This window comes from Nannocystis pusilla (assembly GCF_026626665.1).
GTDB lineage: Bacteria > Myxococcota_A > Polyangia > Nannocystales > Nannocystaceae > Nannocystis > Nannocystis pusilla.
On record NZ_JAPNKE010000002.1, the window covers coordinates 3,186,316 to 3,208,106 of the forward strand.

19 protein-coding genes and 1 pseudogene are annotated in these 21,791 nt (G+C 71.1%); 12 read left to right on the forward strand and 8 right to left on the reverse strand.

Features of this window, described 5'->3' with window-relative positions:
- Positions 1-10 precede the first annotated feature (10 nt).
- The 3 genes from OV079_RS13875 to OV079_RS13885 all read left to right on the forward strand — a co-directional run bounded on the left by OV079_RS13875 (position 11) and on the right by OV079_RS13885 (position 5,370).
- Positions 11-1,774 carry an acetyltransferase gene (locus OV079_RS13875; protein ID WP_267768903.1) on the forward strand — a complete coding sequence of 588 codons (1,764 nt, stop codon included), beginning with the start codon at positions 11-13 and terminating at the stop codon, positions 1,772-1,774.
- Positions 1,775-1,891: 117 nt separating this feature from the next.
- Entirely contained in the window at positions 1,892-3,457 is a 1,566-nt protein-coding gene (locus OV079_RS13880) for an OmpP1/FadL family transporter (RefSeq protein ID WP_267768905.1), read from the forward strand.
- A 56-nt stretch (positions 3,458-3,513) separates the two neighbouring features.
- Positions 3,514-5,370: an ATP-binding protein gene (locus tag OV079_RS13885; RefSeq protein ID WP_267768907.1), complete on the forward strand. Its 1,857-nt coding sequence runs from the start codon at positions 3,514-3,516 to the stop codon at positions 5,368-5,370.
- Here OV079_RS13885 and OV079_RS13890 read toward each other — a convergent pair.
- Positions 5,331-5,993: a hypothetical protein gene (locus OV079_RS13890; protein WP_267768909.1), complete on the reverse strand. Its 663-nt coding sequence runs from the start codon at positions 5,991-5,993 to the stop codon at positions 5,331-5,333. The genes OV079_RS13885 and OV079_RS13890 overlap by 40 nt on opposite strands.
- A gap of 227 nt (positions 5,994-6,220) precedes the next feature.
- On the opposite strand from OV079_RS13890, the gene OV079_RS13895 reads away from it, so the two are divergent.
- Positions 6,221-7,249 (forward strand): sensor histidine kinase, encoded by a 1,029-nt coding sequence (locus tag OV079_RS13895; protein WP_267768911.1) that lies wholly within the window; start codon positions 6,221-6,223, stop codon positions 7,247-7,249.
- Between the two features lie 380 nt (positions 7,250-7,629).
- On the opposite strand, the gene OV079_RS60600 is transcribed toward OV079_RS13895, so the two are convergent.
- The 4 genes from OV079_RS60600 to OV079_RS13915 form a co-directional block, all read right to left on the reverse strand.
- A complete protein-coding gene (locus OV079_RS60600) occupies positions 7,630-8,001 on the reverse strand; it encodes a c-type cytochrome (protein ID WP_476703788.1) in 372 nt (123 codons plus the stop codon).
- Between the two features lie 34 nt (positions 8,002-8,035).
- The gene (gene arfB, locus OV079_RS13905; RefSeq protein ID WP_267768915.1) at positions 8,036-8,467 is read right to left on the reverse strand and encodes an alternative ribosome rescue aminoacyl-tRNA hydrolase ArfB; all 432 of its coding nucleotides are present in this window, start codon (positions 8,465-8,467) and stop codon (positions 8,036-8,038) included.
- A 436-nt stretch (positions 8,468-8,903) separates the two neighbouring features.
- Entirely contained in the window at positions 8,904-10,442 is a 1,539-nt protein-coding gene (locus OV079_RS13910; RefSeq protein WP_267768917.1) for an ATP-binding protein, read from the reverse strand.
- Positions 10,397-11,296, reverse strand: a complete 900-nt coding sequence (locus OV079_RS13915; protein ID WP_267768918.1) for a serine/threonine-protein kinase — start codon at positions 11,294-11,296, stop codon at positions 10,397-10,399. Before OV079_RS13915 ends, OV079_RS13910 begins: the two co-directional genes overlap by 46 nt.
- A 119-nt stretch (positions 11,297-11,415) precedes the next feature.
- On the opposite strand from OV079_RS13915, the gene OV079_RS13920 reads away from it, so the two are divergent.
- Together OV079_RS13920 and OV079_RS13925 are read left to right on the forward strand one after the other, a co-directional pair.
- Entirely contained in the window at positions 11,416-12,345 is a 930-nt protein-coding gene (locus OV079_RS13920; RefSeq protein ID WP_267768920.1) for an RNA polymerase sigma factor, read from the forward strand.
- 230 nt (positions 12,346-12,575) lie between these two features.
- Positions 12,576-13,031: a helix-turn-helix domain-containing protein gene (locus OV079_RS13925; RefSeq protein ID WP_245914033.1), complete on the forward strand. Its 456-nt coding sequence runs from the start codon at positions 12,576-12,578 to the stop codon at positions 13,029-13,031.
- A 151-nt stretch (positions 13,032-13,182) separates the two neighbouring features.
- Here the strand turns inward: OV079_RS13925 and OV079_RS13930 are convergent, their stop codons facing one another.
- Genes OV079_RS13930 through OV079_RS13940 form a run of 3 tightly spaced genes read right to left on the reverse strand, consistent with a single transcriptional unit; the run spans position 13,183 to position 17,585 of the window.
- The gene (locus tag OV079_RS13930; protein ID WP_267768921.1) at positions 13,183-15,093 is read right to left on the reverse strand and encodes a DNA gyrase/topoisomerase IV subunit B; all 1,911 of its coding nucleotides are present in this window, start codon (positions 15,091-15,093) and stop codon (positions 13,183-13,185) included.
- Positions 15,094-15,111: 18 nt separating this feature from the next.
- Complete coding sequence (locus OV079_RS13935; protein WP_267768922.1) at positions 15,112-16,215, reverse strand: DNA gyrase C-terminal beta-propeller domain-containing protein; 1,104 nt, start codon at positions 16,213-16,215, stop codon at positions 15,112-15,114.
- Positions 16,215-17,585 (reverse strand): DNA gyrase subunit A, encoded by a 1,371-nt coding sequence (locus OV079_RS13940; protein ID WP_267768923.1) that lies wholly within the window; start codon positions 17,583-17,585, stop codon positions 16,215-16,217. The genes OV079_RS13935 and OV079_RS13940 overlap by 1 nt, the downstream gene beginning before the upstream one ends.
- A gap of 205 nt (positions 17,586-17,790) precedes the next feature.
- Between OV079_RS13940 and cysC the strand changes: the two are divergent.
- The 6 genes and pseudogenes from cysC to OV079_RS13975 form a co-directional block, all read left to right on the forward strand.
- Positions 17,791-18,317 (forward strand): annotated as a pseudogene (cysC, locus tag OV079_RS57865) (adenylyl-sulfate kinase); the annotation flags it as partial.
- 350 nt (positions 18,318-18,667) lie between these two features.
- A complete protein-coding gene (infA, locus tag OV079_RS13955; RefSeq protein ID WP_096334112.1) occupies positions 18,668-18,886 on the forward strand; it encodes a translation initiation factor IF-1 in 219 nt (72 codons plus the stop codon).
- A gap of 181 nt (positions 18,887-19,067) precedes the next feature.
- Positions 19,068-20,081: a DUF4215 domain-containing protein gene (locus OV079_RS13960; RefSeq protein ID WP_267768925.1), complete on the forward strand. Its 1,014-nt coding sequence runs from the start codon at positions 19,068-19,070 to the stop codon at positions 20,079-20,081.
- Positions 19,997-20,440, forward strand: coding sequence for a hypothetical protein (locus OV079_RS13965; protein ID WP_267778538.1), 444 nt, complete (start codon positions 19,997-19,999; stop codon positions 20,438-20,440). Before OV079_RS13960 ends, OV079_RS13965 begins: the two co-directional genes overlap by 85 nt.
- A 124-nt stretch (positions 20,441-20,564) precedes the next feature.
- Positions 20,565-21,284: a tellurite resistance TerB family protein gene (locus OV079_RS13970; RefSeq protein WP_267768926.1), complete on the forward strand. Its 720-nt coding sequence runs from the start codon at positions 20,565-20,567 to the stop codon at positions 21,282-21,284.
- 49 nt (positions 21,285-21,333) lie between these two features.
- Positions 21,334-21,714 (forward strand): hypothetical protein, encoded by a 381-nt coding sequence (locus OV079_RS13975; RefSeq protein WP_267768927.1) that lies wholly within the window; start codon positions 21,334-21,336, stop codon positions 21,712-21,714.
- Positions 21,715-21,791: the final 77 nt, after the last annotated feature.

The window sequence follows — 21,791 nt, forward strand, 5'->3', positions numbered from 1 at the left end:
AGCCTCGTCCATGTCCACGCGTCGCCGCCTCGCCCTCGCCACCTCCGTCGTCACGGCCCTCCTCGGGCCGGTCGGCTGCATCGACGACATCGCCGTCCCCGCGGCCGAGGTCCCGACCGACGCGGCGATCGGCCAGCCGAAGCGGGTCGTGCTCCGCTCGCTCCGCCTCGACGTCGACAACTTCGAGCAGGCGGTCACCCTCGAGCAGATGCGCAAGCTGCCGCGCAAGGTGCTCGACGACCTGTGGCTGCTCGACTACGACCTGACCGAGTCGGTCACCGTCGTGCTCGACGAGCTGCGCGCGCTGCCGCCGGAGGAGGCCGACGCCCTCGCACCTGCGGCCAAGAACCTGCGCCGGCTGCTCAACATGAACCCCGACAACGTCGACCTCGAGGGCACCAAGCTCGAGGAGCTCATCGCCTTGTCGGCCTCGGTCGGCGTGCCGCCGGCGCGGGCTCTGGCCGCGCTCATGCAGATCGGCGTGACCGACGACGCCATCCCGCCCAAGGTCGTCTCCGAGACCTTCCTCGACGAGCTGCTCGGCTCGCACCCGGCCGCGCAGACGCGCAAGGGGGCCGTCGACGCCGACCACCCCGACGGCCTGTGGCCGATCGCGCCGCGCGCCCTGCCGATCACCCTCGGCGACATCGTCTACGCCTTCGAGAGCCTGCCCGACCGGTTCGGCCCCGCCTCGCTCGACCCCCTCGATCCTGAAGCGCTCGTCCACCCCGGCTTCGTCCTCGCCGCCTCCGGCATCACCGAGGAGGCGTTCACCATGTACGTGCGCGTCGACCTCAACGCGCTGCCGTACAAGGGCGTCGACCTCACCACCAACTACATCGCCAGCGTCAACAGCACCGCCAGCCAGATCCACGAGGTCTTCGACTTCTCCGACCCCGACTGGATCCGCGTCGAGGGCCTGTCGAAGAACCTCACGATCTCCGAGATGACCGTGCGCGTGCTCGAGGACGACGCCTTCATCCCCGGCGGCGACGCCCGCGAGCCGCTGCCGACCGGCAACTCGCCGGCCTGGGACCTGCCGCCGTGGCTGTTCGAGCGCCTGATCGCCGAGATGGCCCGCCGGCGCACCGCCGAGGGCATCGGCCCGCACTGCGACGAGTACAAGCTCGGCACCGACGTCGTCGCCTTCGAGGCCTGCGTCGACGCCACCGGCTGGACCGAGATGACCACCTTCACCGACGTCGGCAACCCGCCGCCGCCGGCCTACCTCTGGGACCTCCTCAGCGAGGTCGCGCAGGTCCGGCTGCACGACGGCGGCCTGGCCGAGGGCGACGCCGACGTCGAGTTCACCCTGAAGGACATCGTCATCCCGCTCGACCAGGACGCGATCGTCAAGCAGATCAAGGCCAACCTCGAGCGCGCTCCCGAAGCGCTGATCGGCATCACCGAGCAGCTCAACGACAACGCCGACGGCGACGCCGACTTCTACTACTTCAAGCCCGCCCCGACGGCCGGCGGCGAGGGCGGTGACTACCTGTTCTTCGTCACCGAGGCCGACCTGCGCAAGGACGGCGACGGCCTGCCGGCGCGCCCCTACGGCTACGAGCGGCCCGGCTTTTTCGCCGACCCCGAGCTGACCGACAAGCGCTCGTCGAAGACCGACATCGAGGGCGACACCACCCACGAGAAGGTCCGCGTCGCCCCGGGCGACGTGCTCTACGTCGAGGACGACGACCGCCGCCGCTACAAGATCACCGTGCTCGACAAGCCGAGCGCCAACAACCTCGCGCTCGAGCTCACCCGCACCCGTTGACGCCCCCGCCGCCCCGCGCTTAGCCTGACCTGCGCATTCGGACCTGCCCCTTCGGACCTGGCCCCCAGTTCCTGGTCTTTCGCACCTGTCCCCTGCACCTGCCCCCCGCCACTCGCCATGCGTCTCCTCTCCCTCCGCGCCCTCGTCCCCGCCTGCGCCCTCGTTGCCCTCGCCGTCCCCGGGAGCGCCCGCGCGTCCGGCCTCGACGCGCCGATCGTCACCAGCGGGCAGTCGCACCCGACCGCGCGCGACGCCGCGGCGGTCTACTGGAACCCGGCCAACCTCGGCTACCTGAAGAAGGGCGAGGTGCTGGCGGGCGTGGGGCTCATCGTCGGCGACATCCGCTACGACCGCGAGCGCACCGGCGCCTACCAGACCCCCGACACCCTGCAGTTCAACGCGCCGATCGACCCGTCGTACATCGACGGCATGAAGACCGGACCGAGCGACCAGGTCAAGGCCAACCCCGTCGCGCCGAGCGGCAACTTCTTCCTCGCCTACCCGGTCGTCAAGGATCGCTTGACCCTCGGCCTCGGCATCTACGTCCCGTTCGCGGCCGCGCTCAAGTTCCCCAAGACCGGCGCGCAGAAGTGGCAGGCCCAGCAGGCCTTCATCGCCACCTCGCAGATCCACCTCGGCGCCGGCGTGCGGATCAACGACTTCGTCGCGCTCGGGGCCGGCGTCGCCTACGTGCTCGGGTTCGCCGAGCTGAGCAAGATGCAGGACTTCGCCGGCGTGCAGGAGTTCGCCGACGGCCTCAACACCCTCGGCCAGAAGAACTCGTTCGGGCCCGAGGCGCCGACCGAAGTGCGCGAGCTCGACGTCCTGTCGCGGCCGTTCTCCCTCAAGCGGGCGATCGCCCACGGCGTCACCTTCAACGTCGGCATCACCGTCAATCCGACCCGTCGCCTCAACATCGCCCTCACCTACTTCCACAGCACGGCGATGCGCTACCGCGGCAAGTTCGCGGTCGACCTCAACGATCCGTTCTTCACCCAGGACCTGGCCGCGCAGGGCCTGCAGTTCAAGCCGCTGGTCCGCGGCGACGCCACCCTCGAGTACACCCTGCCGAAGCGAATCACTCTCGGCCTCGGCTACGACATCGGCGAGCGCTGGCGCGTCGACGGCTTCGTGCAGTACGTCCGCTACTCCGAGCTCGACGCCTTCCGCGTCACCGCCACCTCGCCCGACCTGGCCCAGCCCAAGCTCGGCATCGGCGACACGCTCGCGGTCAACCTGCCGCGCCTGTGGAAGGACTCGATCTGGGTCGAGGCCAGCGGCCGCTTCCGGGCCACCGAGCGCATCCTCGTCAGCGCCACTCTCGGCTATCAGTCGCCGGCCTCGCCCGCGAAGACGATCGACACCGCCTCGCCCGACGGCCAGCGCATCATCGGCGCCCTGGGCGGCGTCCTCGACGTGAGCCCGCGCGTGTCCCTCCTCGCCGACGCGCGCTTCCAGGGGATCGCGCCGCGCGAGGTGCGGGGCTCCGACTACGACCTCGGCAACGGCACCTACCGCCTGTTCATCGCCGCGATCGCCGGCCACCTGCGGGCGCGCTTCGAGCCGCGGGCGCCTCCCCGCATGCCCCCAAGGACCTGCTTCACGGGACAGCTCAGCCACGCGCTGCGGCCTCGGCGAGCGCCGGCGCCGCCGTCGTCCGGGGCCTACAGCCGCCGTCCTTGACAGCCGTCCGGCGCGGCTCGTAGCGTGGATCACGAGGGGTCGCGTGGCGCAGAGACATGGCGGGGCTGCTGCGCAGACTGCTTGAGAAGCCGAAGTTCGCGGACGAAGAGCTGGCCCGGGTCGCCGGTGTCCTGCACACGATCCTCGTCATCAGCATCGCCATCTGCGTCGTCTCCGGCGTCACGCAGGTGCTGTACCTCGCCGACAGCACGGCCGCGCTGATCATCTACCCTGGCCTCGGCCTGCTCAGCTTCGGCCTGCTGATGCTGGTCCACCACGGCTGGCTGCGCCTCGCCGGCGCCATCTTCCTCGGCCTCCTGTGGCTCGCGGTCACCTTCGGCTCGCTGACCCACGGCGCCGTCCGCAGCCCGAGCATCGGCGGCTACATGCTCGTCGTCATCGTCGCCACCTTGCTGTTCCGCCAGGTGTGGATGCTCGTGTTCATCGGCCTCAGCGCCGCCGCGATCACCGGCTTCCTCGTGCTCGAGCTCACCGGCGTCGTCGTCCCGCAGCTCACCCCCGACACCCCCGAGCTGGCCTTCATCGCCCACCTCATCCACTTCAGCGCCGGCGGCGTGTTCCTGTCGATGGCCGTCAAGGGCCTGCGCAACGCCCTCGACCGCGCCCGCACCGGCGAGCTGCGCTCCGCCTCGCTGCTGCTCGAGGCCCAGGGCGCGCGGCGCTACGCCGACAACATCCTCGCCTCGATGGCAGAGTCGCTGATCGTCCTCGACGCCGGCGGCACCGTGCAGACCGTCAACCGCGCCACCTTGCAGCTGCTCGGCGCCCCGCCCGAGCTGCTGCTGGGCAAGCCGTTCACCGCCATCCTGCCCAGCTTCCGCGCCGCCAAGAACGGCGGCAAGGGCACGCGCGAGGGCCCGGCGCTGGTCGAGCGCACCTACCACACGCCCGACGGGCGCGACATCCCGGTGCTGTTCGCCCGCTCCGATCTGTTCGACGACGACGGCACCCCGCTCGGCGCCGTCTGTGTCGCCTCCGACATCACCCACCTCAAGCGCGCCGAGGCGTCGCTGCGCGAGGCCAAGGAGCTGGCCGAGGAGGCCAACCTGGCCAAGAGCCGCTTCCTCGCCAACATGTCGCACGAGCTGCGCACCCCGCTCAACGCCGTCATCGGCTACGCCGAGATGCTCATGGAGGAGGCCGACGAGCGCGGCCTCGACGACGGCATCGACGAGCTGCGCAAGATCCAGTTCGCCGGCAAGCACCTGCTCGGCCTCATCTCCGACATCCTCGATCTGTCGAAGATCGAGGCCGGCCGCATGGACATCCACCTCGAGACCTTCGACGTCGCCGACATGGTCGAGGCCGTCCTCGACACCGTGCGACCGCAGCTCGACAAGGGCCGCAACAAGCTCGAGGTCGCGTGCCCGCGCGACATCGGCTACGTCCACGCCGACCTCACCAAGACGCGGCAGATCCTCATCAACCTGCTGAGCAACGCCGCGAAGTTCACCGACAAGGGCGTCGTTCGTCTCACCGTCGCGCGGATCGGGCTCGAGGCGCCGCGCATGCTGCAGTTCATCGTCGCCGACACCGGCATCGGCATGACGCAGAAGCAGCTCGCGCAGTTGTTCCAGGCCTTCACCCAGGGCGACAGCGGGACCGCCCGCAGGTTCGGCGGCACGGGCCTGGGGCTGGCGATCTCCAGGGCCTTCTGCGACATGCTCGGCGGCACCATCGAGGTCACGTCGCAGCTCGGCGTCGGATCGGCGTTCACCGTGCGACTGCCGTACATGGATCCCCGCGAGCTGACGACCAGCCGCCGCGGTGCGCCCGCCGAGGTCGTCGCCGCCGCGCGTGCGGCGGCCCTGCGTGCGGGCCTCGTCGACGCTGCGAACGCTGACCTGCCCGATCAGCCATCCCCTGAGAATCCGCCTACACGCCGCGGCTGATTTTCGCGCCGCCCGCCGAACGTGCGCTTGACCGCGCCCGCGGCCCTGGTAGGTTGATTTTTGCGCCGATGACGTCGCCCGCGCTCAAACGGCTGCGCCGCCTGTTGGAGGGCCCGCGGTTCGCGGACGAGGAGCGGACGCGCGTCGCCGGCATCGTCCACCTCGCGCTCGTCGTCGCCACCGCGATCGGCATCCTCGGCGTGGTCGTGCAGGTGGTGATGTTCACCCGCGGCGCCGCCCTCTCGCCGCTCGACCTGCTGTTTCCGGCGCTCAGCCTCGGCCTGCTCGCGCTGCTGCACCACGGCTACGTCTACTCCGCCGGCTACGCGCTGCTCGGCGTCGCCGGCAGCACCATGGTCGCGCACGCGGCCTACACCGGCGGCCTGCGCAGCTCGGCGCTGGGCGGCCTCATCCTCCTCGTCATCGTCGGCATGTTGCTGTTCGGCCGGCGCACCTTGCTGGCGATCCTCGGCCTCTGCCTCGTCTCGCTGGTCGGCCTCTACTTCGCCGAGGTCGGCGGCATGTTGCCGGCCGACGCGGTCCTGGAGGACGGCCCGCGCGCGTACCTGTCGCGCATGCTGCACCTCGCGGCCGCGGGCGTGTTCCTCTCGCTCGCCGTCCACAGCCTGCAGGACGCGCTCGGGCGGGCGCGGGCCGGCGAGGTGCGGGCCGAGCAGATCCTGGGCGAGGCCCAGCGCGCGCGCCGTTACGCCGACAACATCCTCGCCTCGATGGCGGAGTCGCTGGTGGTGGTCGACGCCGCGGGGCGGATCCAGACCGTCAACCGCGCCACCTTGAAGCTGCTCGACGCCCTGCCCGAGCAGCTGCTGGGCGCCCCTTCGCCGAGCTCTTGCCCGAGTTCTCGTCGGAGCTGCCGCTGCCGCACGAGCCGCAACAGGGCCTCGTCGAGCGCGTCTACCGGGCCCCCGGCGGCCGCGAGATCCCGGTGCTCTACGCCCGCTCCGACCTGCGTGACGATCACGGCGAGCCGATCGGCGCCGTCTGCGTCGCCTCCGACATCACCCACCTCAAGCGCGCCGAGGGTTCGCTGCGCGAGGCCAAGCAGATGGCCGAGGAGGCCAACCTGGCCAAGAGCCGCTTCCTCGCCAACATGTCGCACGAGCTGCGCACCCCGCTCAACGCCGTCATCGGCTACGCCGAGATGCTCATGGAGGAGTCCGACGAGCGCGGCCTGCAGGGCTCGGTCGACGAGCTGCGCAAGATCCAGTTCGCCGGCAAGCACCTGCTCGGCCTCATCTCCGACATCCTCGACCTGTCGAAGATCGAGGCCGGCCGCATGGACGTCCACCTCGAGACCTTCGACGTCGCCGACATGGTCGAGGCCGTCCTCGGCACGATCCGCCCGCTCGCCGACCGCGGTCACAACCGCGTCGTCGTCGTCTGTCCGGCCAGCATCGGCTTCATCCACGCCGACCTCACCAAGACGCGGCAGATCCTGCTCAACCTCCTCAGCAACGCGGTCAAGTTCACCGACCACGGCGAGATCCGCCTCACCGCCAGCAAGACCCTGCGCGACGGCACCCCGGCGATCCAGTTCATCGTCGCCGACAACGGCATCGGCATGACGCAGCAGCAGCTAGGCAAGCTGTTCCAGGCGTTCTCGCAGGGCGACAGCACGACCTCGCGGCGGTTCGGCGGCACCGGCCTCGGCCTCGCCATCTCCAAGGCCTTCTGCGACATGCTCGGCGGCACCATCGAGGTCAAGTCGCAGCTCGGCGTCGGCACCATGTTCACGGTGCGCCTGCCCTACTCCGACCCGCACGAGCTGTCGCTGTCGCGCCGCTCCGGCAGCTTCTCGCGCACCGTCGCCGAGGCCGCCCGCGCCGCCGCCGCCCGCGCCGCTCAGCTCAAGGTCTGAGTGCCCCGCCCCGTGCCGCCAGGCTGAAGCACGAGCGCCTGTCCCCAGGGACATGCGCTGCTCCAGCGAGCTCACGGGCTGAGCGTCCGCCCCGCGGGACATGTCCTGCGGACCGGGCAAAGCTCGAGCGTCCACCCCACGGGACACGTCCTGCGGGCTGCGTAAAGCTCGAGCGTCCGCCCACGGGGCATGCCCTTCGGACTGCGCCGAGCTCGCGGCCGGGAGCCTGTCCCATGGGACATGTCGTTCGGACCGCGCCACCAGCTCACGGCCCGAGCGCCTGACCCACGGGACATATCGTTCGGACCGCGCATCCAGCTCACGGCCCGAACGTCTGACCCGAGAAGCATCTTCCGCACGGTTGGCGGAGCCGGTCGGCCTCAGGGCGGGCTCTTCTCTGTCCCCGAGAACATGTCCTTCGAATCATGTCCTGAAGCACAGGCCCGGACGATGCCGATCAGCTCGCCGACCAGCACCGGGCTGTCGGCCAGGTCGGGGTTGGCCTGCATGTGGCTCGACAGGCCGACCGCTGCCCCGCCGCCGACGATGACCTGGCGCAGGCGGGCGTCGTCCACGCTGGCCTGCCAGGCCGGGTCGCCGAAGTCACGCGGGCGCGGCGACAGGGCCCGCCCGGCCGGGCCGTCACCGCGGCCGTGCGGGCCGTGACAGTTGGCGCAGCGATTCTCGAAATCTGCCGCGCCGCGCGGACCAGCTCCGGATCGCCGGGCTTGAGCTCGACGCGCGGCTCGCAGCCGGCGGGCGCCAGCAGCAGCGCCAGGGCGGCCGTCAGCCCTCGTCGGACCATCGCCGGCCCGCCTTGGTGTCGCCGCGGCGCTGCTTCGCGGCCAGGCGGCGTTCGACCGAGCCGCGCGTCGGTCGGGTCGGCCGCCGCGGCCGCGGCTGGCGCTGAGCCGCCTCGAGCAGCACCCGCAGCTTGGCCAGCGCGTCCTCGAGGTTGCGGCCCTGGTCGCGCGTGCGCTCCGACGTGATCACCAGCTCGTCGTTGCCGACCAGCCGCGTCTTGGCCAGCGCGCGCAGGCGGGCGCCTGTCTGCGCGGTCAGCCCCTCGATGCACGCGATCGTCACCCGCAGCTCGACCTTGGACGCGACCTTGTTGACGTTCTGCCCGCCCGGCCCGCCCGAGCGCACGGCCTTCCAGCGCAGCGCCCAAACGGGTACCCGCAGTCCAGGCTCGGCGATGAGCGGCCCCTCGATCACGGGCGGAGGGTGAACGATCGCCCGCCCCGGCGCAAGGTCCCACGCGCGCGCGGCCCGGCGCGCGCAGGCGAGCCCGACGCGGGCCCGATCGGCTGCCCTTTCAAACATGTCCGAACCGCCATCTCACAGGTGACGGCCGCGGCGGCGGGGCTGGCGATCGCACCTGCCCGGCGGCCCCCGTATCGATCAGGTCCAGCGATCGTGCGACCCGCACTCGTCACTCGCACTCGCCCCGTCGATCGTGCTCGGCGACCGTCGCGACCCGACGCCCTGTCACCGCCGCCATCCCTCGCGCTCGTCCCCGTCCACGGCGACCGTGCGTGTGCCCGACCTCGTGGGCTCTCCCGTCCGCCGAGGCCGACACGTCGGCACCGCGCGGACCACTCGAGCACCTCGCCGATGCAGGCCGTCTCGCCCTGCTGGGCCGCCCCGCCGCTCACACGGCCGCGCGGAGCGCCTCTTCGGCCCGCTCACGCAGCGCCAGCGCCACCACCTCGGGCGCCAAGGCGGCGGCGGCGAGCAGGCACTCGGCGGCCTCCGAACCGCGACCTGCGGCCGCCAGCGCTTCTCCGGCGCGGGCCAGCGCCTCGCGTCGTCCGACGACGTCCTCGATCGGCAGCAGTCCTGCCGCGTCGCGGTACAGCTCCGCGGCGCGGCGGAACGCCAGCGCCTCAGCCGCGTGCTGGGCCGCCACGCGCGTGACCTCGGCCGCGCGCACGCGGTCGCCGGCGGCGCGCAGATGGTCGGCCAGCAGCTCGGGCGGCACGCCGGCGCGGCCCAGCAGCTGCTCCGCGATCTGGCCGTGGATCGCCCGCGCCTGCTCGTCGCGGACGCCGGCCAACACCGCCAGGCGGATCCGATCGTGATACGCCTCGACCAGCTCTCCGCGCGGCGACTTGCTGACGCGCACCAGGTGAGCCGCGCGCAGCTGCTGCAGCTCGCGGCGACCGCCGCCCGACAGCGCCGACGCGATCTCGAGCTCGAGCGGGCGTCCGGCCACGATCACCGCCGCCAGCATCTCGCGGGCCGCCGCCGGCAGTCGTCCGACGCGCTCGGCCACCATCGCCTCGAGCCGCACGTCGCCGAGGGATGTCTCTCCGACCATGGTCGTTCGGACATGGTGGGCCAGCTCGCGGACGAACAGCGGCACCCCGCCGGCCTCGGCGGCGATCACCGCCGCGCGGGTCTGCAGCGCCTCGCCCTCGAGCTCGCACGGACCGCGGCGCAGCAGCAGCTCGGCCAGCGTCGTCGCCTCGTGCGTGCGCAGCGGCTCGAGCCCGAGCTCGAGCACCGGCCCGTTGGCGCGCAGGCGCTCGACCAGCGTCGTCAGGTCGGCGCTCGGCAGCGCCTCGCCCTCGCTGGCCGCCAGCACCACCAGGCAGCGCGGCGCGTCGGGGCCGCGCAGCAGCTCGACCAGCAGCGACGCGCTGTCGCTGTCGCCCCACTGCACGTCGTCGACGATCACCACCAGCGGGACCCGGTCGGCGATCCTTCGGAACATGTCGCGAAGGACAGCCGACGCGTGGCGCAGCGACGCCGCGTCGACGTCGCCCGGCGGCTCGGGCGGGCACGCCTCGGCGATCGTCGCCACGCGGCGGAGCACCGGGAACAGGCGGGCCACCGCGGCGATGTCGGGCGGCACCAGCGTCGCCAGCTCGCTCGGCGCCACCCCGAGGAACAGCCCCGTCAGCGCGTCGATGACCGAGTCGAACGCGTTGAACGGCACCTGCTCGCGCTCGTAGCAGCGGCCCGCGAGCACCACCGCGCCCATCGTGATGCCGGCCACGCCCGCCTGCGCCGCCTCGGCGAACGCCCGCAGCAGCGCCGACTTGCCGAGGCCCGAGCGTCCGCGCAGCAGCGTGACCACGGCGCGCTTGCGGCTCTCCGTCAGCGCCGCGCCGACGGCCGCGAACGGCACCTCGCGACCGATCAGCCCGCCGGGCGGCGACGCGTAACCGCGTTGATTCGGCGGCACGTGCGCTCGAGGAGGCAGCGGACTTTCGGCGTCGAGGAGCACTGCAGCGATCTCCGCTCCGCCCGCGCGACGCAGCGGCTCTCGCTCAGGAGCGCCGCGCACAGCGCCGCCAGCTGCGGTTCTGCCGCCGCGCCGAGCGCCGGAGGCGCCACGCGTTCGCACTTGTCGCGCAGGACCTCGAGCATCGGACCTGCGAACGGCAGCGCGCCTGTCAGCGCTTCGAACAGCATCACGCCGACCGAGTACCAGTCGCACGCCGGCGTCGGCGTCGCCCCGTGGACGTGCTCCGGGGCCATGTACGCCGGCGTTCCCACCACTTCGACGCCGCGGCCGGCGGTCAGCTCGTGGACCAGGCCGAAGTCGAGGATCACGACTCGGCCTTCGCGGGTCACGAGCACGTTGGACGGCTTGATGTCGCGGTGGAGCTTGCCGGCCGCGTGCAGCGCTTCGAGGCCCGCGGTCAGCTGCGCGAGGCACGCTCGCAGGCGTGCGGGGTGCTGGCGCACGTACGACAGGAAATCGACCCCGTCGACCAGCTCCATCGTCAAAAACGCCTGGTCGCCGCGGACCACGAGGTGGTGCAGCAGTGACAGGTTCGGGTGCGAAATGTCGGCCAGAGCGCGGAATTCGAGCTTGAAGCGGTAGAGGGCGGCCGGTTCGAACCCGCGGAGGACCTTGAGCGCCACCGTCTCGCCGTCGCGTCCGACGGCCTCGAACACCGCTCCAGTGCCGCCACGGCCGATCATTCGCCGCAGGGTGTAGCCGCCCAGGCTGGGTGCGCCGTCGAAGGTGCCGAACAGGCGCGCACGCACGGATGATTTGATTTGCTGGATCTCCAGCCCGGGCGCGAACACGCGAGCGGCTTGGATCTGCTCGCCCAGCGTGTCTGCACCCGACCTACCCCGCTGCACGACTCACCTTACCATGGCTTCAACTCGGGCGGTGGCGGTGATAGAAATGATCGCGTAGCCCCGTGGCGACGGATTTCGAGCTCCTGGATGCTTGGCGGACCGGCGACCGAGAGGCCGGCAACGCGCTGTTCGAGCGTCACTTCGACGCCGTCTGTCGCTTCTTCGCCAACAAGGTGACGCACGGCGTCGACGACCTGATCCAGAAGACCTTCCTGGGCTGCGTCGAGGCGCGCGACCGGTTCCAGAAGCAGTCGAGCTTCCGCACCTACTTGTTCGCGGTGGCCCACAACATCTTGCGCGCGCACTTCCGGGAGCGGCGGCGCGAGGGCCTGGCCTCCGACCTCAGCGAGACGTCGACCGACGAGCTCACCCCGTCGCCGAGCGCCGTGTTCGCGGCGCACGAGGAGCAGCGGCTGTTGCTCGAGGCGCTGCGCCGGATCCCGCTCGACTACCAATTGGTCCTGGAGCTCTATTACTGGGAGGACATGGCCGCGCCCGAGCTCGCGCAGGTGCTGGCCATCCCCGAGGGCACGGTGCGCAGCCGGTTGCGCCGCGCCAAGGAAGCGCTGGCCGACAAGATGAGCAGCCTGGCCCGGACCCCCGAGCTGTTGCGGGCGACCTTCAGCGATCTCGACGGCTGGGTCCGATCGTTGCGCGCCCGTTGTCCGGGGAATGACGCGCGGCAACGCGGTTCGGCGGTCGTCCCGCGAGTGACCCGCGGCGGCGTGGTTCACTGTCGTCGGAGGAGTGACCTGCGGCGGCGCAGTTCGGCGGTCGTCGCTCGTCGCGGCGGCTCTCGATCGTCGTGTCCGAGAGGTCGCGTCGGCGGTCGTTCACGGCGGCGCGATCCAGGCCCTGCCGGAGGCGGATTCACGAGGCATGTTGGAGGTGGCAGGTTCGCCGCGGCGACGCGGAGCATCCCCGGTCCACGCGTGTCGGCCAGGCATTTCGGCCAGTTCCTCATCCTGAGGCGTTTTCAGAAGAAAGTGTGATCGACCGGATCGCGGCCCGCACTACCTCGGCCGATGAACGGGGCAGCGGGCCCCAAGCGCTCTTCGGCCTTCGGGCCTGAACTCTTCAACTTCGAGTCACTCACGCGGAACCTGGTATGCAGCTCGATAGCACCCATCCAAGCACTGTGGACACTGCCGCGCGCGGCGCAGCCAACTCCTGGTCCAAAAGCCAACCCGAGGTCGATGCCAAGGAGACGCGGTCCGTGTCCATGGTGTCGGTCCTGACCGAGTTGGTGCACGGCTACCGCCGTCCGGCCGTCGTGCTCACCGAGCAGGGGGCCATCCTCTGTATGAACGCTCCGGCGATGCGCGCCCTCGATCGCAAGCCCGGCGACCCGGAGCCCGCCGCCCCGGCTGACCCGAAGGACTGGCCGCGCCGCGCGACCATCCAGACCGACGGTCAGGTCTACACGCTGGCGATCCCGGACATGGCGATGGAGACCCAGAGCTCCGCCCCCGAGCCGCAGCTCCCCCCGCGCCTCGCCAAGATCGCCCGCCTCGTCATCTCGGGCTGCACCGACAAGCAGATCGCCACCCGCACCGGCCTCTCGTTCAGCACCGTGCGGACCTACGTGCGCCAGATCTACCGCCGGATCGGCGTCCACAGCCGCGTCGAGCTGGTCCACGCCACCAACCCGCACAGCATGACCCGCGGCCTCGACTGAGGCGCGGAACCGCGTGAGCGAAGAGCCAGGTACCGGAGACCAGGTACCAAGAGCCAGGTACTGAAGGACAGTACCTTCGGAACAGGAACGGAGGGGCATGCCCCTCCGTTCCTGTTTGCGGGCGCCTCGCGCGGGCGCGGAGGCGGTCGACTCAGACGTCGAGCGAGTCGGCCTCGGCCGCGCGGTCCATGATGAACGAGTAGCGCGCGCCGGCGTCCTTGCCCATCAGGCTGCTGATCGTCTGGTCGGTCTGCAGCTCGTCGCGGATCTTGACCTGGACCAGCGCGCGCTTCTTGGGGTCGAGCGTGGTGTCGCGCAGCGTCTCGGGCATCATCTCGCCGAGGCCCTTGAAGCGCTGGATCTCGGGCTTGCCGCGGCCCTTGTCGGCCAGGATCCGCTGCAGGTGGGCGTCGTCGGCGGCCCACAGCGTCTCCTTGCCGATGTCGACGCGGTAGAGCGGCGGCTGGGCCAGGTACACGTGGCCGCTGCGGATCAGCTCGCGCATGTGGCGGTAGAAGAAGGTCAGCAGCAGCGTGGCGATGTGATGGCCGTCGGAGTCGGCGTCCATCAGCAGGATGACCTTGCCGTAGCGGAGCTGCTCGATGTTGACGTCCTTGCCGACGCCGCAGCCGAGCACCTTGACGATGTTGCCGAGCTCCTCGTTCTCCAGCACCTTCGCCAGGCTCGCCTGCTCGGTGTTCAGCACCTTGCCGCGCAGCGGCAGGATCGCCTGCGTCTTGCGGTTGCGGCCCATCTTGGCGGAGCCGCCTGCCGAGTCGCCCTCGACGATGAACAGCTCGCACTTGGCGGCGTCGCGCTCGGAGCAGTCGGCGAGCTTGCCGGGCAGGCCGAGGCGCACCCCGCCGGGGCCCTTGCGCGAGACCTGCTGGCTGGCCGCGCGGGAGGCCGCCCGCGCGCGCGCCGACGCGATCACGCGGGCGACGATCGCCTCGGCGGTGCTGCGGTTCTCGTGCAGCCACTGCTCGAGCGCCGCCCGGATCGCGCCCTCGACCTGGCCCGCGACCTCCGGGTTGTTGAGGCGGTTCTTGGTCTGGCTCTGGAACTGCGGCTCCAGCACGTAGGTGCTGAGGATCGCGACCATGCCCTCGCGGATGTCGTCGAGGCCGATCGAGAGGCCCTTCGGCTCGAGCTTGTGCGTCTGCATGTACGCGCGGATGCCCTTGCCGAGCGCCGCCCGCAGGCCTTGCTCGTGGGTGCCGCCGTCGGGCGTCGGCACGCCGTTGACGAACGAGTGCATCGCGTCGTCGGTGCCCTCGGTCCACGCGAACGCCACCTCGAGCTTCGGGTCGTCGGCGCGGTCGAGGTAGAAGATGCCGGGGTGCACCGCCGGCTTGGCGCGCACCTCGATCAGCTTCTTGAGGTACTCCGACACGCCCTCGGCGTGGTGGAAGGTCTCGGTCTTGCCCGCCGTCTCGTCGATGAAGACGATCTTGAGCCCCTTGTGCAGGTAGCTCTTGGCCTCGAGGCGGTCGCGGATGACCACCGCGTCGAAGGCGGTCGTCTTGCCGAAGATCTGCGGGTCCGGTCGCAGGTAGATCGCGGTGCCCGAGCCGCGGGCGTTGCCGAGCTTGCGCAGCTTGCCGTCGAGCACGCCGCGGACGAACTCGATCTCCCACATCGACCCGTCGCGCCAGACCTTGGCGACGAGCTGCTCCGACAGCGCGTTGGCGACCGCCGCGCCGACGCCGTGGAGGCCGCCGGAGTGCTTGTAGCTCGTGCCGTCGAACTTGCCGCCGGCGCCGAGCTTGGTAAACACCGCGACGATCGCCGGCATCTTCAGCGTCGGGTGGTTCTCGACCGGGATCCCGCGGCCGTTGTCGGTCACACTGGCGCCCTTGCCGTCCTTGTCGAGCTTGACCTCGATCTGGGTCGCGTGGCCGTTGATGACCTCGTCGACCGCGTTGTCGAGGATCTCCCACAGCAGGTGGTGGAGGCCCTCCTTGCTGACGCCGCCGATGTACATGCCGGGGCGCTTGCGGACGTGGTCCACGCCCTCGAGGAACTGGATCGAAGACGCGTCGTAGTTGGTTGTCTTGGCCATCGCTAACGTCCTCCCCCGCTACGCCTTCTTGCTCTGCTTCTTCGCCGCCTCGCTTGCCTCGAGGTCGGGCAGCGTCGGCTCGGGCAGCGTGATCTTCTTGACCGCGCCGCGCTTCCACAGCTCCGCACCCTTGCCGCCGCGGGCCGTCGGCTTGACCGCGCCGGAGCCGACCTTCATCGACCCGCCGGTGGCCTTCTCGACCTCGACCGTCACGCTGCCCGGGAACGCCCCCGCGACCTCGTCGCCGTCGTCGAGCTTGACGAGGACGACGCCGAGGCCCGGCCCCGACAGCAGGCTGACCTCCTGCGCGGTGCAGCACAAGAGCCGCCCCGACCGCGTCAGCGCGCACACGTCGTCCTCGGCGTAGACCTTGAACACGGCCACGAACTCGTCGCCCTCGCGCAGCTTGCCGAACATGCGCCCGCGCGTGGTGCTGACCTCGCGGTGCGGCCACAGCGTGAACCGCAGCGCCATGCCCGAGCGCGTCACCGCCAGGAAGTGCGGGTACGGCTCCTCGTACTCCTCGCCGAGCTCGGGCTTCGGCATGCCGAACTCCGGCATCACCCGCGCGTCGGTGCCGACGGCCGCGACCAGGCGCTCGCCGTCCTTGAACTTGAACAGCTGCTGCACCGGCGTGCCGTGGCCGGTCGACTGCGGCACGTCGTTGATGCGCACGTTGTAGGCCGAGCCCTTGTTGGTCAGCAGGATCACCGACTCGGTCGTGCTGCCGCCGACCAGCGCCAGCGCCTCGTCGCCCTCGCGCATGCGCGTGCTGGCGAGGTTGATGGTCCGCTGGCGCTTGATCCACCCGTCGCGGGTGACCAGCACGATCGCGTCCTCCTTGACGATGAAGCTCTCGGCCGTGAACTCCTCCGTCACGTCCTCGTCGGAGATCCGGGTCCGCCGCGGCTCGGCGAACTCCTTCTCGACCGCCTCGAGCTCGCTCTTGATCTCGGCCCACAGCTTCTCGGGGCTCTTGAGGATCGCCTCGATCTTGCGCGCCGCCTTGCGCTTCTCCTCGAGCTCCTCGCGGATCTTCTGGATCTCGAGCTTCGCCAGGCGATAGAGCCGCGTCTCGAGGATCGCGTCCGTCTGGATCTCGTCGAGGTCGAACGCCTTCATCAGCTTCGGCCGGCGTCGGCGCGGCCGTCGCTGCGGCGGATGATCTTGATCGCCTCGTCGAGCGCGTCGAAGATCTTCTCGAAGCCCTCGAGGATGTGGATCCGCTCGCGCAGCTTGCGGAGGTCGTACTCGAAGCGGCGGCGGACGGTCTCCTGGCGGTACAGCAGGAACTGCTCGAGGATCGCCGCCAGGCCCAGGCGATCGGGGCGGCCGACGTCCGCGCCCGCGATCGGCACCAGGCACGTGAAGTCGTACTTCACCGTGACCTGCAGCCGCGTGTGCTTGAACAGGTACGCCATGATGAGCTCGGGCTCGGCGCCCGACTTGCGGCTGACCTCGAGCTCGATGCACACGTCGCGCGTGCTCAGGTCCTGCACGCCGACCAGTTGCGGCAGCTTCTTGGCGGCGATGATGTCGCCGATCTCCTCGACCAGCGCCGACTTCTCGATCCCGTACGGCACCGAGGTGATGACGATGAAGGTCGACTTGTCCTCCTCGCGGACCTTCCACTCGCCCTGCAGCTTGCACGAGCCCTTGCCCTCCTCGTACAGCTCGGCCAGCTCCTTGCGGGTCGCGACCAGGCGCCCGCCGGTCGGGAAGTCGGGGCCCTTGATCGCCTTGAGCGCGACCTTCAGCGCCTCCTTGCGCCGCTTCTCCGCCGCCGCCTCGTCCTCGCGCGCCGGCGGCAGCAGGGGGATGAGCGCGATCGCGGCGCGCACCACCTCGCCGAGGTTGTGCGGCGGCACGTTGGTCGCCATGCCGACGGCGATGCCCGTGCTGCCGTTGACGAGCAGGTGCGGGAAGCGGGCCGGCAGCGTGATCGGCTCCTTGCCGGTGCCGTCGTAGGTCGGCCGGAAGTCGACTGTCTCTCGGGTCAGCTCGGTGAGCAGCTCCGACGCGACCTTGGTGAGCCGGGCCTCGGTGTAGCGGTAGGCCGCGGGCGAGTCGCCGTCGATCGAGCCGAAGTTGCCCATGCCGTCGACCAGCGGCGCGCGCATGACCCAGTCCTGGGCCAGGCGGACCATCGCCTCGTAGACCGCGGTGTCGCCGTGCGGGTGGTACTTGCCGATGACGTCGCCGACGACCTTCGCGCTCTTGCGGTGCCGGGCTTCGTGCGTGAGGCCCAGGTCGGCGAACATCGTGTAGATGATGCGGCGCTGGACCGGCTTGAGGCCGTCGCGGACGTCCGGCAGCGCGCGCGAGGTGATCACGCTGAGCGCGTAGTTGAGGTACTTGCGCCGCGCCTCCTCGGCGAGGTCGCCGAGCGTGATGGGCATCGGGCCGCCGCCCTCGTCGTCGTCGTGCGTGCGCGTCGCCTTGCGGCGGCCGCGGCTGGAGGGCCCTTCTTCGTCAGACGTCCGGACAGTCATCCTGCGCTCCCGAGGTTGGACGCGCCGGAAAGTGCTCCTGCGCGGCCTGCGACGCCCGTCTCGCCCGTATCCGGGCCAGCCAGGCGCGGCCGAAGGTTACCCGCGGGGCGATCCAGGTCAAGCTCTCGGCGCCCCGTTTCTCGGCGCCGGCCGCGGCGGATCGGCCTGGGCGGGGCCGGTCCGGTGTGTCATAAGTGGAGGTCCCTTGAACCAGGTCGCGACCAACGTTCGCTGGCACCAAGCCGCCATCGGCCCCGACGAGCGCGCGCAGCGGCTCGGCCAGCGAGGCGTGGTCGTCTGGCTCACCGGCCTCTCGGGCGCCGGCAAGAGCACGATCGCCGCGCGGGTCGACGCCCAGCTTCACGCCCGCGGCCGCCACAGCTACATCCTCGACGGCGACAACCTGCGCTTCGGCCTGTGTCGAGATCTCGGCTTCTCCCCCGAAGATCGGGCCGAGAACGTGCGCCGCCTCGGCGAAGCCGCGCGCCTGTTGCAGGACGCCGGCCTCATCGTCCTCGTGGCCGCGATCAGCCCTTACCGCGACGACCGAGCCCGCGTGCGCGAGCGCTGCCCGCGGGGCGCTTCCTCGAGGTGTTCGTCGACGCCCCGCTCGCCGTGTGCGAGTCCCGCGACCCCAAGGGCCTGTACCGTCGCGCGCGCGCCGGCGAGATCGCCGGCTTCAGCGGTATCGACGCCCCTTACGAGCCGCCGGGTGCGCCGGACCTGCACCTGCTGTTTCGCACCGACGCGAGCTCGCCCGATGTGCCCGCGGACGCGAGCCCGGCTCATGCGGACGCAGGGCCCGCAGCCGAGGCTGAAGCGCGTGTCGCCGTCGGCGCCTCGCCGGACGAGCACGCGGCCGCGATCGTCGGGTTGCTCGAGTCACGCGGCCTGCTCGTGCCTCCGCCAGGCGCCTGAGCCGGGTCTGCGGGCCAGGCGAAGTCGCGCGCAAACGCACGAGTTTCCCCCGTCAGCCCGGCGTGACGCCGCCTCCGGTCGGCCGCGTGCGTGACGGGGCTCCGCCGAAATCCCTGCGTCCCCCCGTTGCGCGACACCGGAGGGACCCATACAGTCCCCCGCGAATGAGCAAGGACGATCTGATCGAATTTGAGGGAACCGTCACCGAGGTTCTCACAGGCGGGTTATTCAAGGTGGAGATCGATCCGGACCACCACGTCCTCGCCCACCTCGCCGGCAAGATGCGGCGCTTTCGCATCAAGGTCGTGCTCGGCGACCGCGTCACCGTCGGCGTCACGCCGTACGATCCGACGCGCGGTCGCATCGTCTACCGCGCGCGTTGAACTCATCTGTCCTTCGGGACAGATGACGCGCGCGCGAGCACTTCCGCTGGCGCGGGCGAGGTCATGAGTGGTCCGAGGTCTGCGCGGACGCCCCAGGCGCTCCGCGCTTTGTTACGCCCGCGACACGCCACGCGCGCGCCCGCGGTTGCCGGCCCCCGGGATCGGTGGTAGTGGAAAAATCATGGCTTGGGCCGGACGCGGCGGACAACGGGTGGGTTTGGTGGCGCTGCTGGCGGGCGTTGTCGCGCTGCAGGCGGGGTGCTCGAACGACACCGGCCAGACCCCCGTCACCGACGCCAGTGGCTCGCTCGTCACCGACAGCGACAGCACCGGCGACGCCTCCACTGCCGCGGGCACCGAGCCGACCACCACCGAGGACACCAGCACCGGGCCGGCCTCGCAGTGCGGCAACGGTGAGGTCGACCCGGGCGAGACCTGCGACGACGGCAACCTCGACAACTCCGACGCCTGCCTGAACGGCTGCGTGCTCGCGGTGTGCGGCGACGGCTTCGTGCAGAGCGGCGCCGAGGAGTGCGACGACGGCAACCGCGACAACTCCGACACCTGCACCGCGCAGTGTCAGCCGGCCCGCTGCGGCGACGGCTTCGTCCAGCTCGGCGCCGAAGCGTGCGACGACGGCAACTCGCAGGACGACGACGGCTGCACGATCGCCTGCGAGGTCGCGCCGGTGATGCTGTGCGGCAACGGCAAGGTCGACGACGGCGAGCAGTGCGACGACGGCAACACCCTCGACGACGACAACTGCCTGTCGAGCTGCGTCCCCTACTCGTGCGGCGACGGCTTCACCCACGCGGTGTTCGAGGAGTGCGACGACGCCAACCTCAGCACCGACGACGGCTGCATCGAGTGCATGGCGGCGTACTGCGGCGACGGCTACCTGTGGCCCGACATGGAGGCCTGCGACGACGGCAACCTCGACAACAACGACGACTGCCTGGTCGACTGCTCGCAGGCCAGCTGCGGCGACGGCTTCGTCCACAACAGCGACGAGGTCTGCGACGACGGCGTCAACGACGGCAGCTACGGCGGCTGCGCCCGGGCTGCGCCTCGCTCGGGCCGCACTGCGGCGACGGCCAGGTCGAGCCGGACATCGAGACCTGCGACGACGGCAACGTCGTCCCGCTCGACGGCTGCGACGACAAGTGCCAGAAGGAGCTGCCCGCCGAGTGCCTGACTTACGTGCCGCTCGCCGAGCCCGACCGCAACTCCACCTTCAACGACGGCCCGGGCAAGGTCACCAAGTGTGACAAGGTGCTCGAGAACAAGTGGTACCGCCTCACCGGCCCGGCCGGCACGCTGATGCCGACCACCCCGCTCAAGCCGTTCGACTGCGGCACCGACGCTCCCGGCTGGATGGTCGGCGTCCACCCGATCGTCGACGAGGGCGTCGTCGATCGCCAGGTCTGCTTCGCGTGGGACGTCGAGTGCCAGTGGGAGGCCACGATCCAGGTGCGGAACTGCGGCGATTACTACGTCTACAGGCTCGCCGATCCCCCCGACGAGTGCCTGCGCTACTGCGGCCTCGACGGCTGACGTCACGAGAGCCCCGCAGCGCTCGAGCTGCCGGCCGCGCGTGCGCGAATTCACGCCCACGCTCGGCGGGCCGATTCAGCCCCGACGGCGGCGATCCGTTGTACGCTGGCCGCGGAGACGCGCCATGCACCTGACCCCCGAGCAGGAGTGGATCCTCGTCGCCTGCGGCCTCATCGCCCACGCTGACGGCGAGATCAAGCTCGGCGAGGCCGACCTGATCCTGACCATGCTGGACGAGCACCTCGACGAGGCCGAGAGCCGGCGGTGGTTCAAGCAGCTCGGCGACCTCAACGCGCTCCACCGCATCTTCGACGACCTCCCGCCGCCGCTGCCGGCGTTCACCGAGACCACGCTCGAGCGGGCCTGGGCGATGGCGCTGGCCGACGGCGAGGCGAGCGCGGCCGAGGTCGCTATGATGGAGCGGATCGCCGCCCAGCTCGGCGTCACGCCGAACGAGCTGGCGCGCTGGCGTCGGCAGTGGACCGAGCAGGCCGCCGATCTCGGCGAGCACATCGCCGCCTTCGCGGCGGTGATGATCCACCTCGACGGCGTGCTCGACCCCGACGAGATCGATCAGTACCGCGCGCTGCTGGGTCGCCTGCCGCTCACGCCCGAGCGCCGCGACGTGCTCGCGCGCGAGTACCTGTCGAAGCGACCGGAGCTCGATCACGTCGGCGCTCGCCTGGCGGCCCTCCCGCGCGAGCGCCGCTTCGCCGTCCTGCGCGCCATCGGTCCGCTCGTGTCCGCCTCGAGCCGCGCCGACCTCGGCCGCGACTTCTTCCTCGAGCTCGCGGCCTTCGCCGCCGTCCCGCGCGAGCAAGCGCTGCGCCTGCTCTTCGCGTGAAGCGCCGCCGCGGCTTGCCCGGGCGCCCCACCGCGGGGACACTGAGAGCATGCCGGGTCTCGAGCCGAGCGCCGCGTCCGACAACCTGCTATGGCCGATCGATCGCGCCCTCCTGCTCGGCTTCGTCCCCGCAGGCCTCGCCACCGCCGCCACGCTGATCGTCCTCGGCCTGCTGGCGAGCACCTGCCCCGAGCGCCACGAGGCGCTGGTGACCGCCCTGTTCGTCGGCCAGGCCGCGCTGTGGCTGGTGTTCGCGCCGGTCTACTTGCTCGGCTGGGTCCACGGGCACCCCCGCCGCGCCGTCGCCGAGACCGGCTGGCTCGGCTCCGCCGCCCTCGCCGCGCTGGTCTGGCTGCTCAACATCCTGGTGTTCGCCGCCCTGATGGCCGCCTTCGGCTGGGGCGAACGTGTCCCCTGGACCATGCTCTGAAGGGCATGGCCGATCGGGCATGTCGTTCGCGGCATGTCCAAAGCGACATGTCCTTGACGGCATGCCCAGAGGGGACA

What these genes read in the sequence shown, in the direction of transcription:
- OV079_RS13875 (WP_267768903.1), top strand. Translation starts at nt 11, where the DNA reads ATGTCCACGCGTCGCCGCCTCGCCCTCGCCACCTCCGTCGTCACGGCC.
- OV079_RS13880 (WP_267768905.1), top strand. Translation starts at nt 1,892, where the DNA reads ATGCGTCTCCTCTCCCTCCGCGCCCTCGTCCCCGCCTGCGCCCTCGTT.
- OV079_RS13885 (WP_267768907.1), top strand. Translation starts at nt 3,514, where the DNA reads ATGGCGGGGCTGCTGCGCAGACTGCTTGAGAAGCCGAAGTTCGCGGAC.
- OV079_RS13925 (WP_245914033.1), top strand. Translation starts at nt 12,576, where the DNA reads ATGGTGTCGGTCCTGACCGAGTTGGTGCACGGCTACCGCCGTCCGGCC.
- OV079_RS13930 (WP_267768921.1), bottom strand. Translation starts at nt 15,093, where the DNA reads ATGGCCAAGACAACCAACTACGACGCGTCTTCGATCCAGTTCCTCGAG.
- OV079_RS13935 (WP_267768922.1), bottom strand. Translation starts at nt 16,215, where the DNA reads ATGAAGGCGTTCGACCTCGACGAGATCCAGACGGACGCGATCCTCGAG.
- OV079_RS13940 (WP_267768923.1), bottom strand. Translation starts at nt 17,585, where the DNA reads ATGACTGTCCGGACGTCTGACGAAGAAGGGCCCTCCAGCCGCGGCCGC.
- infA (WP_096334112.1), top strand. Translation starts at nt 18,668, where the DNA reads ATGAGCAAGGACGATCTGATCGAATTTGAGGGAACCGTCACCGAGGTT.
- OV079_RS13960 (WP_267768925.1), top strand. Translation starts at nt 19,068, where the DNA reads ATGGCTTGGGCCGGACGCGGCGGACAACGGGTGGGTTTGGTGGCGCTG.
- OV079_RS13970 (WP_267768926.1), top strand. Translation starts at nt 20,565, where the DNA reads ATGCACCTGACCCCCGAGCAGGAGTGGATCCTCGTCGCCTGCGGCCTC.
- OV079_RS13975 (WP_267768927.1), top strand. Translation starts at nt 21,334, where the DNA reads ATGCCGGGTCTCGAGCCGAGCGCCGCGTCCGACAACCTGCTATGGCCG.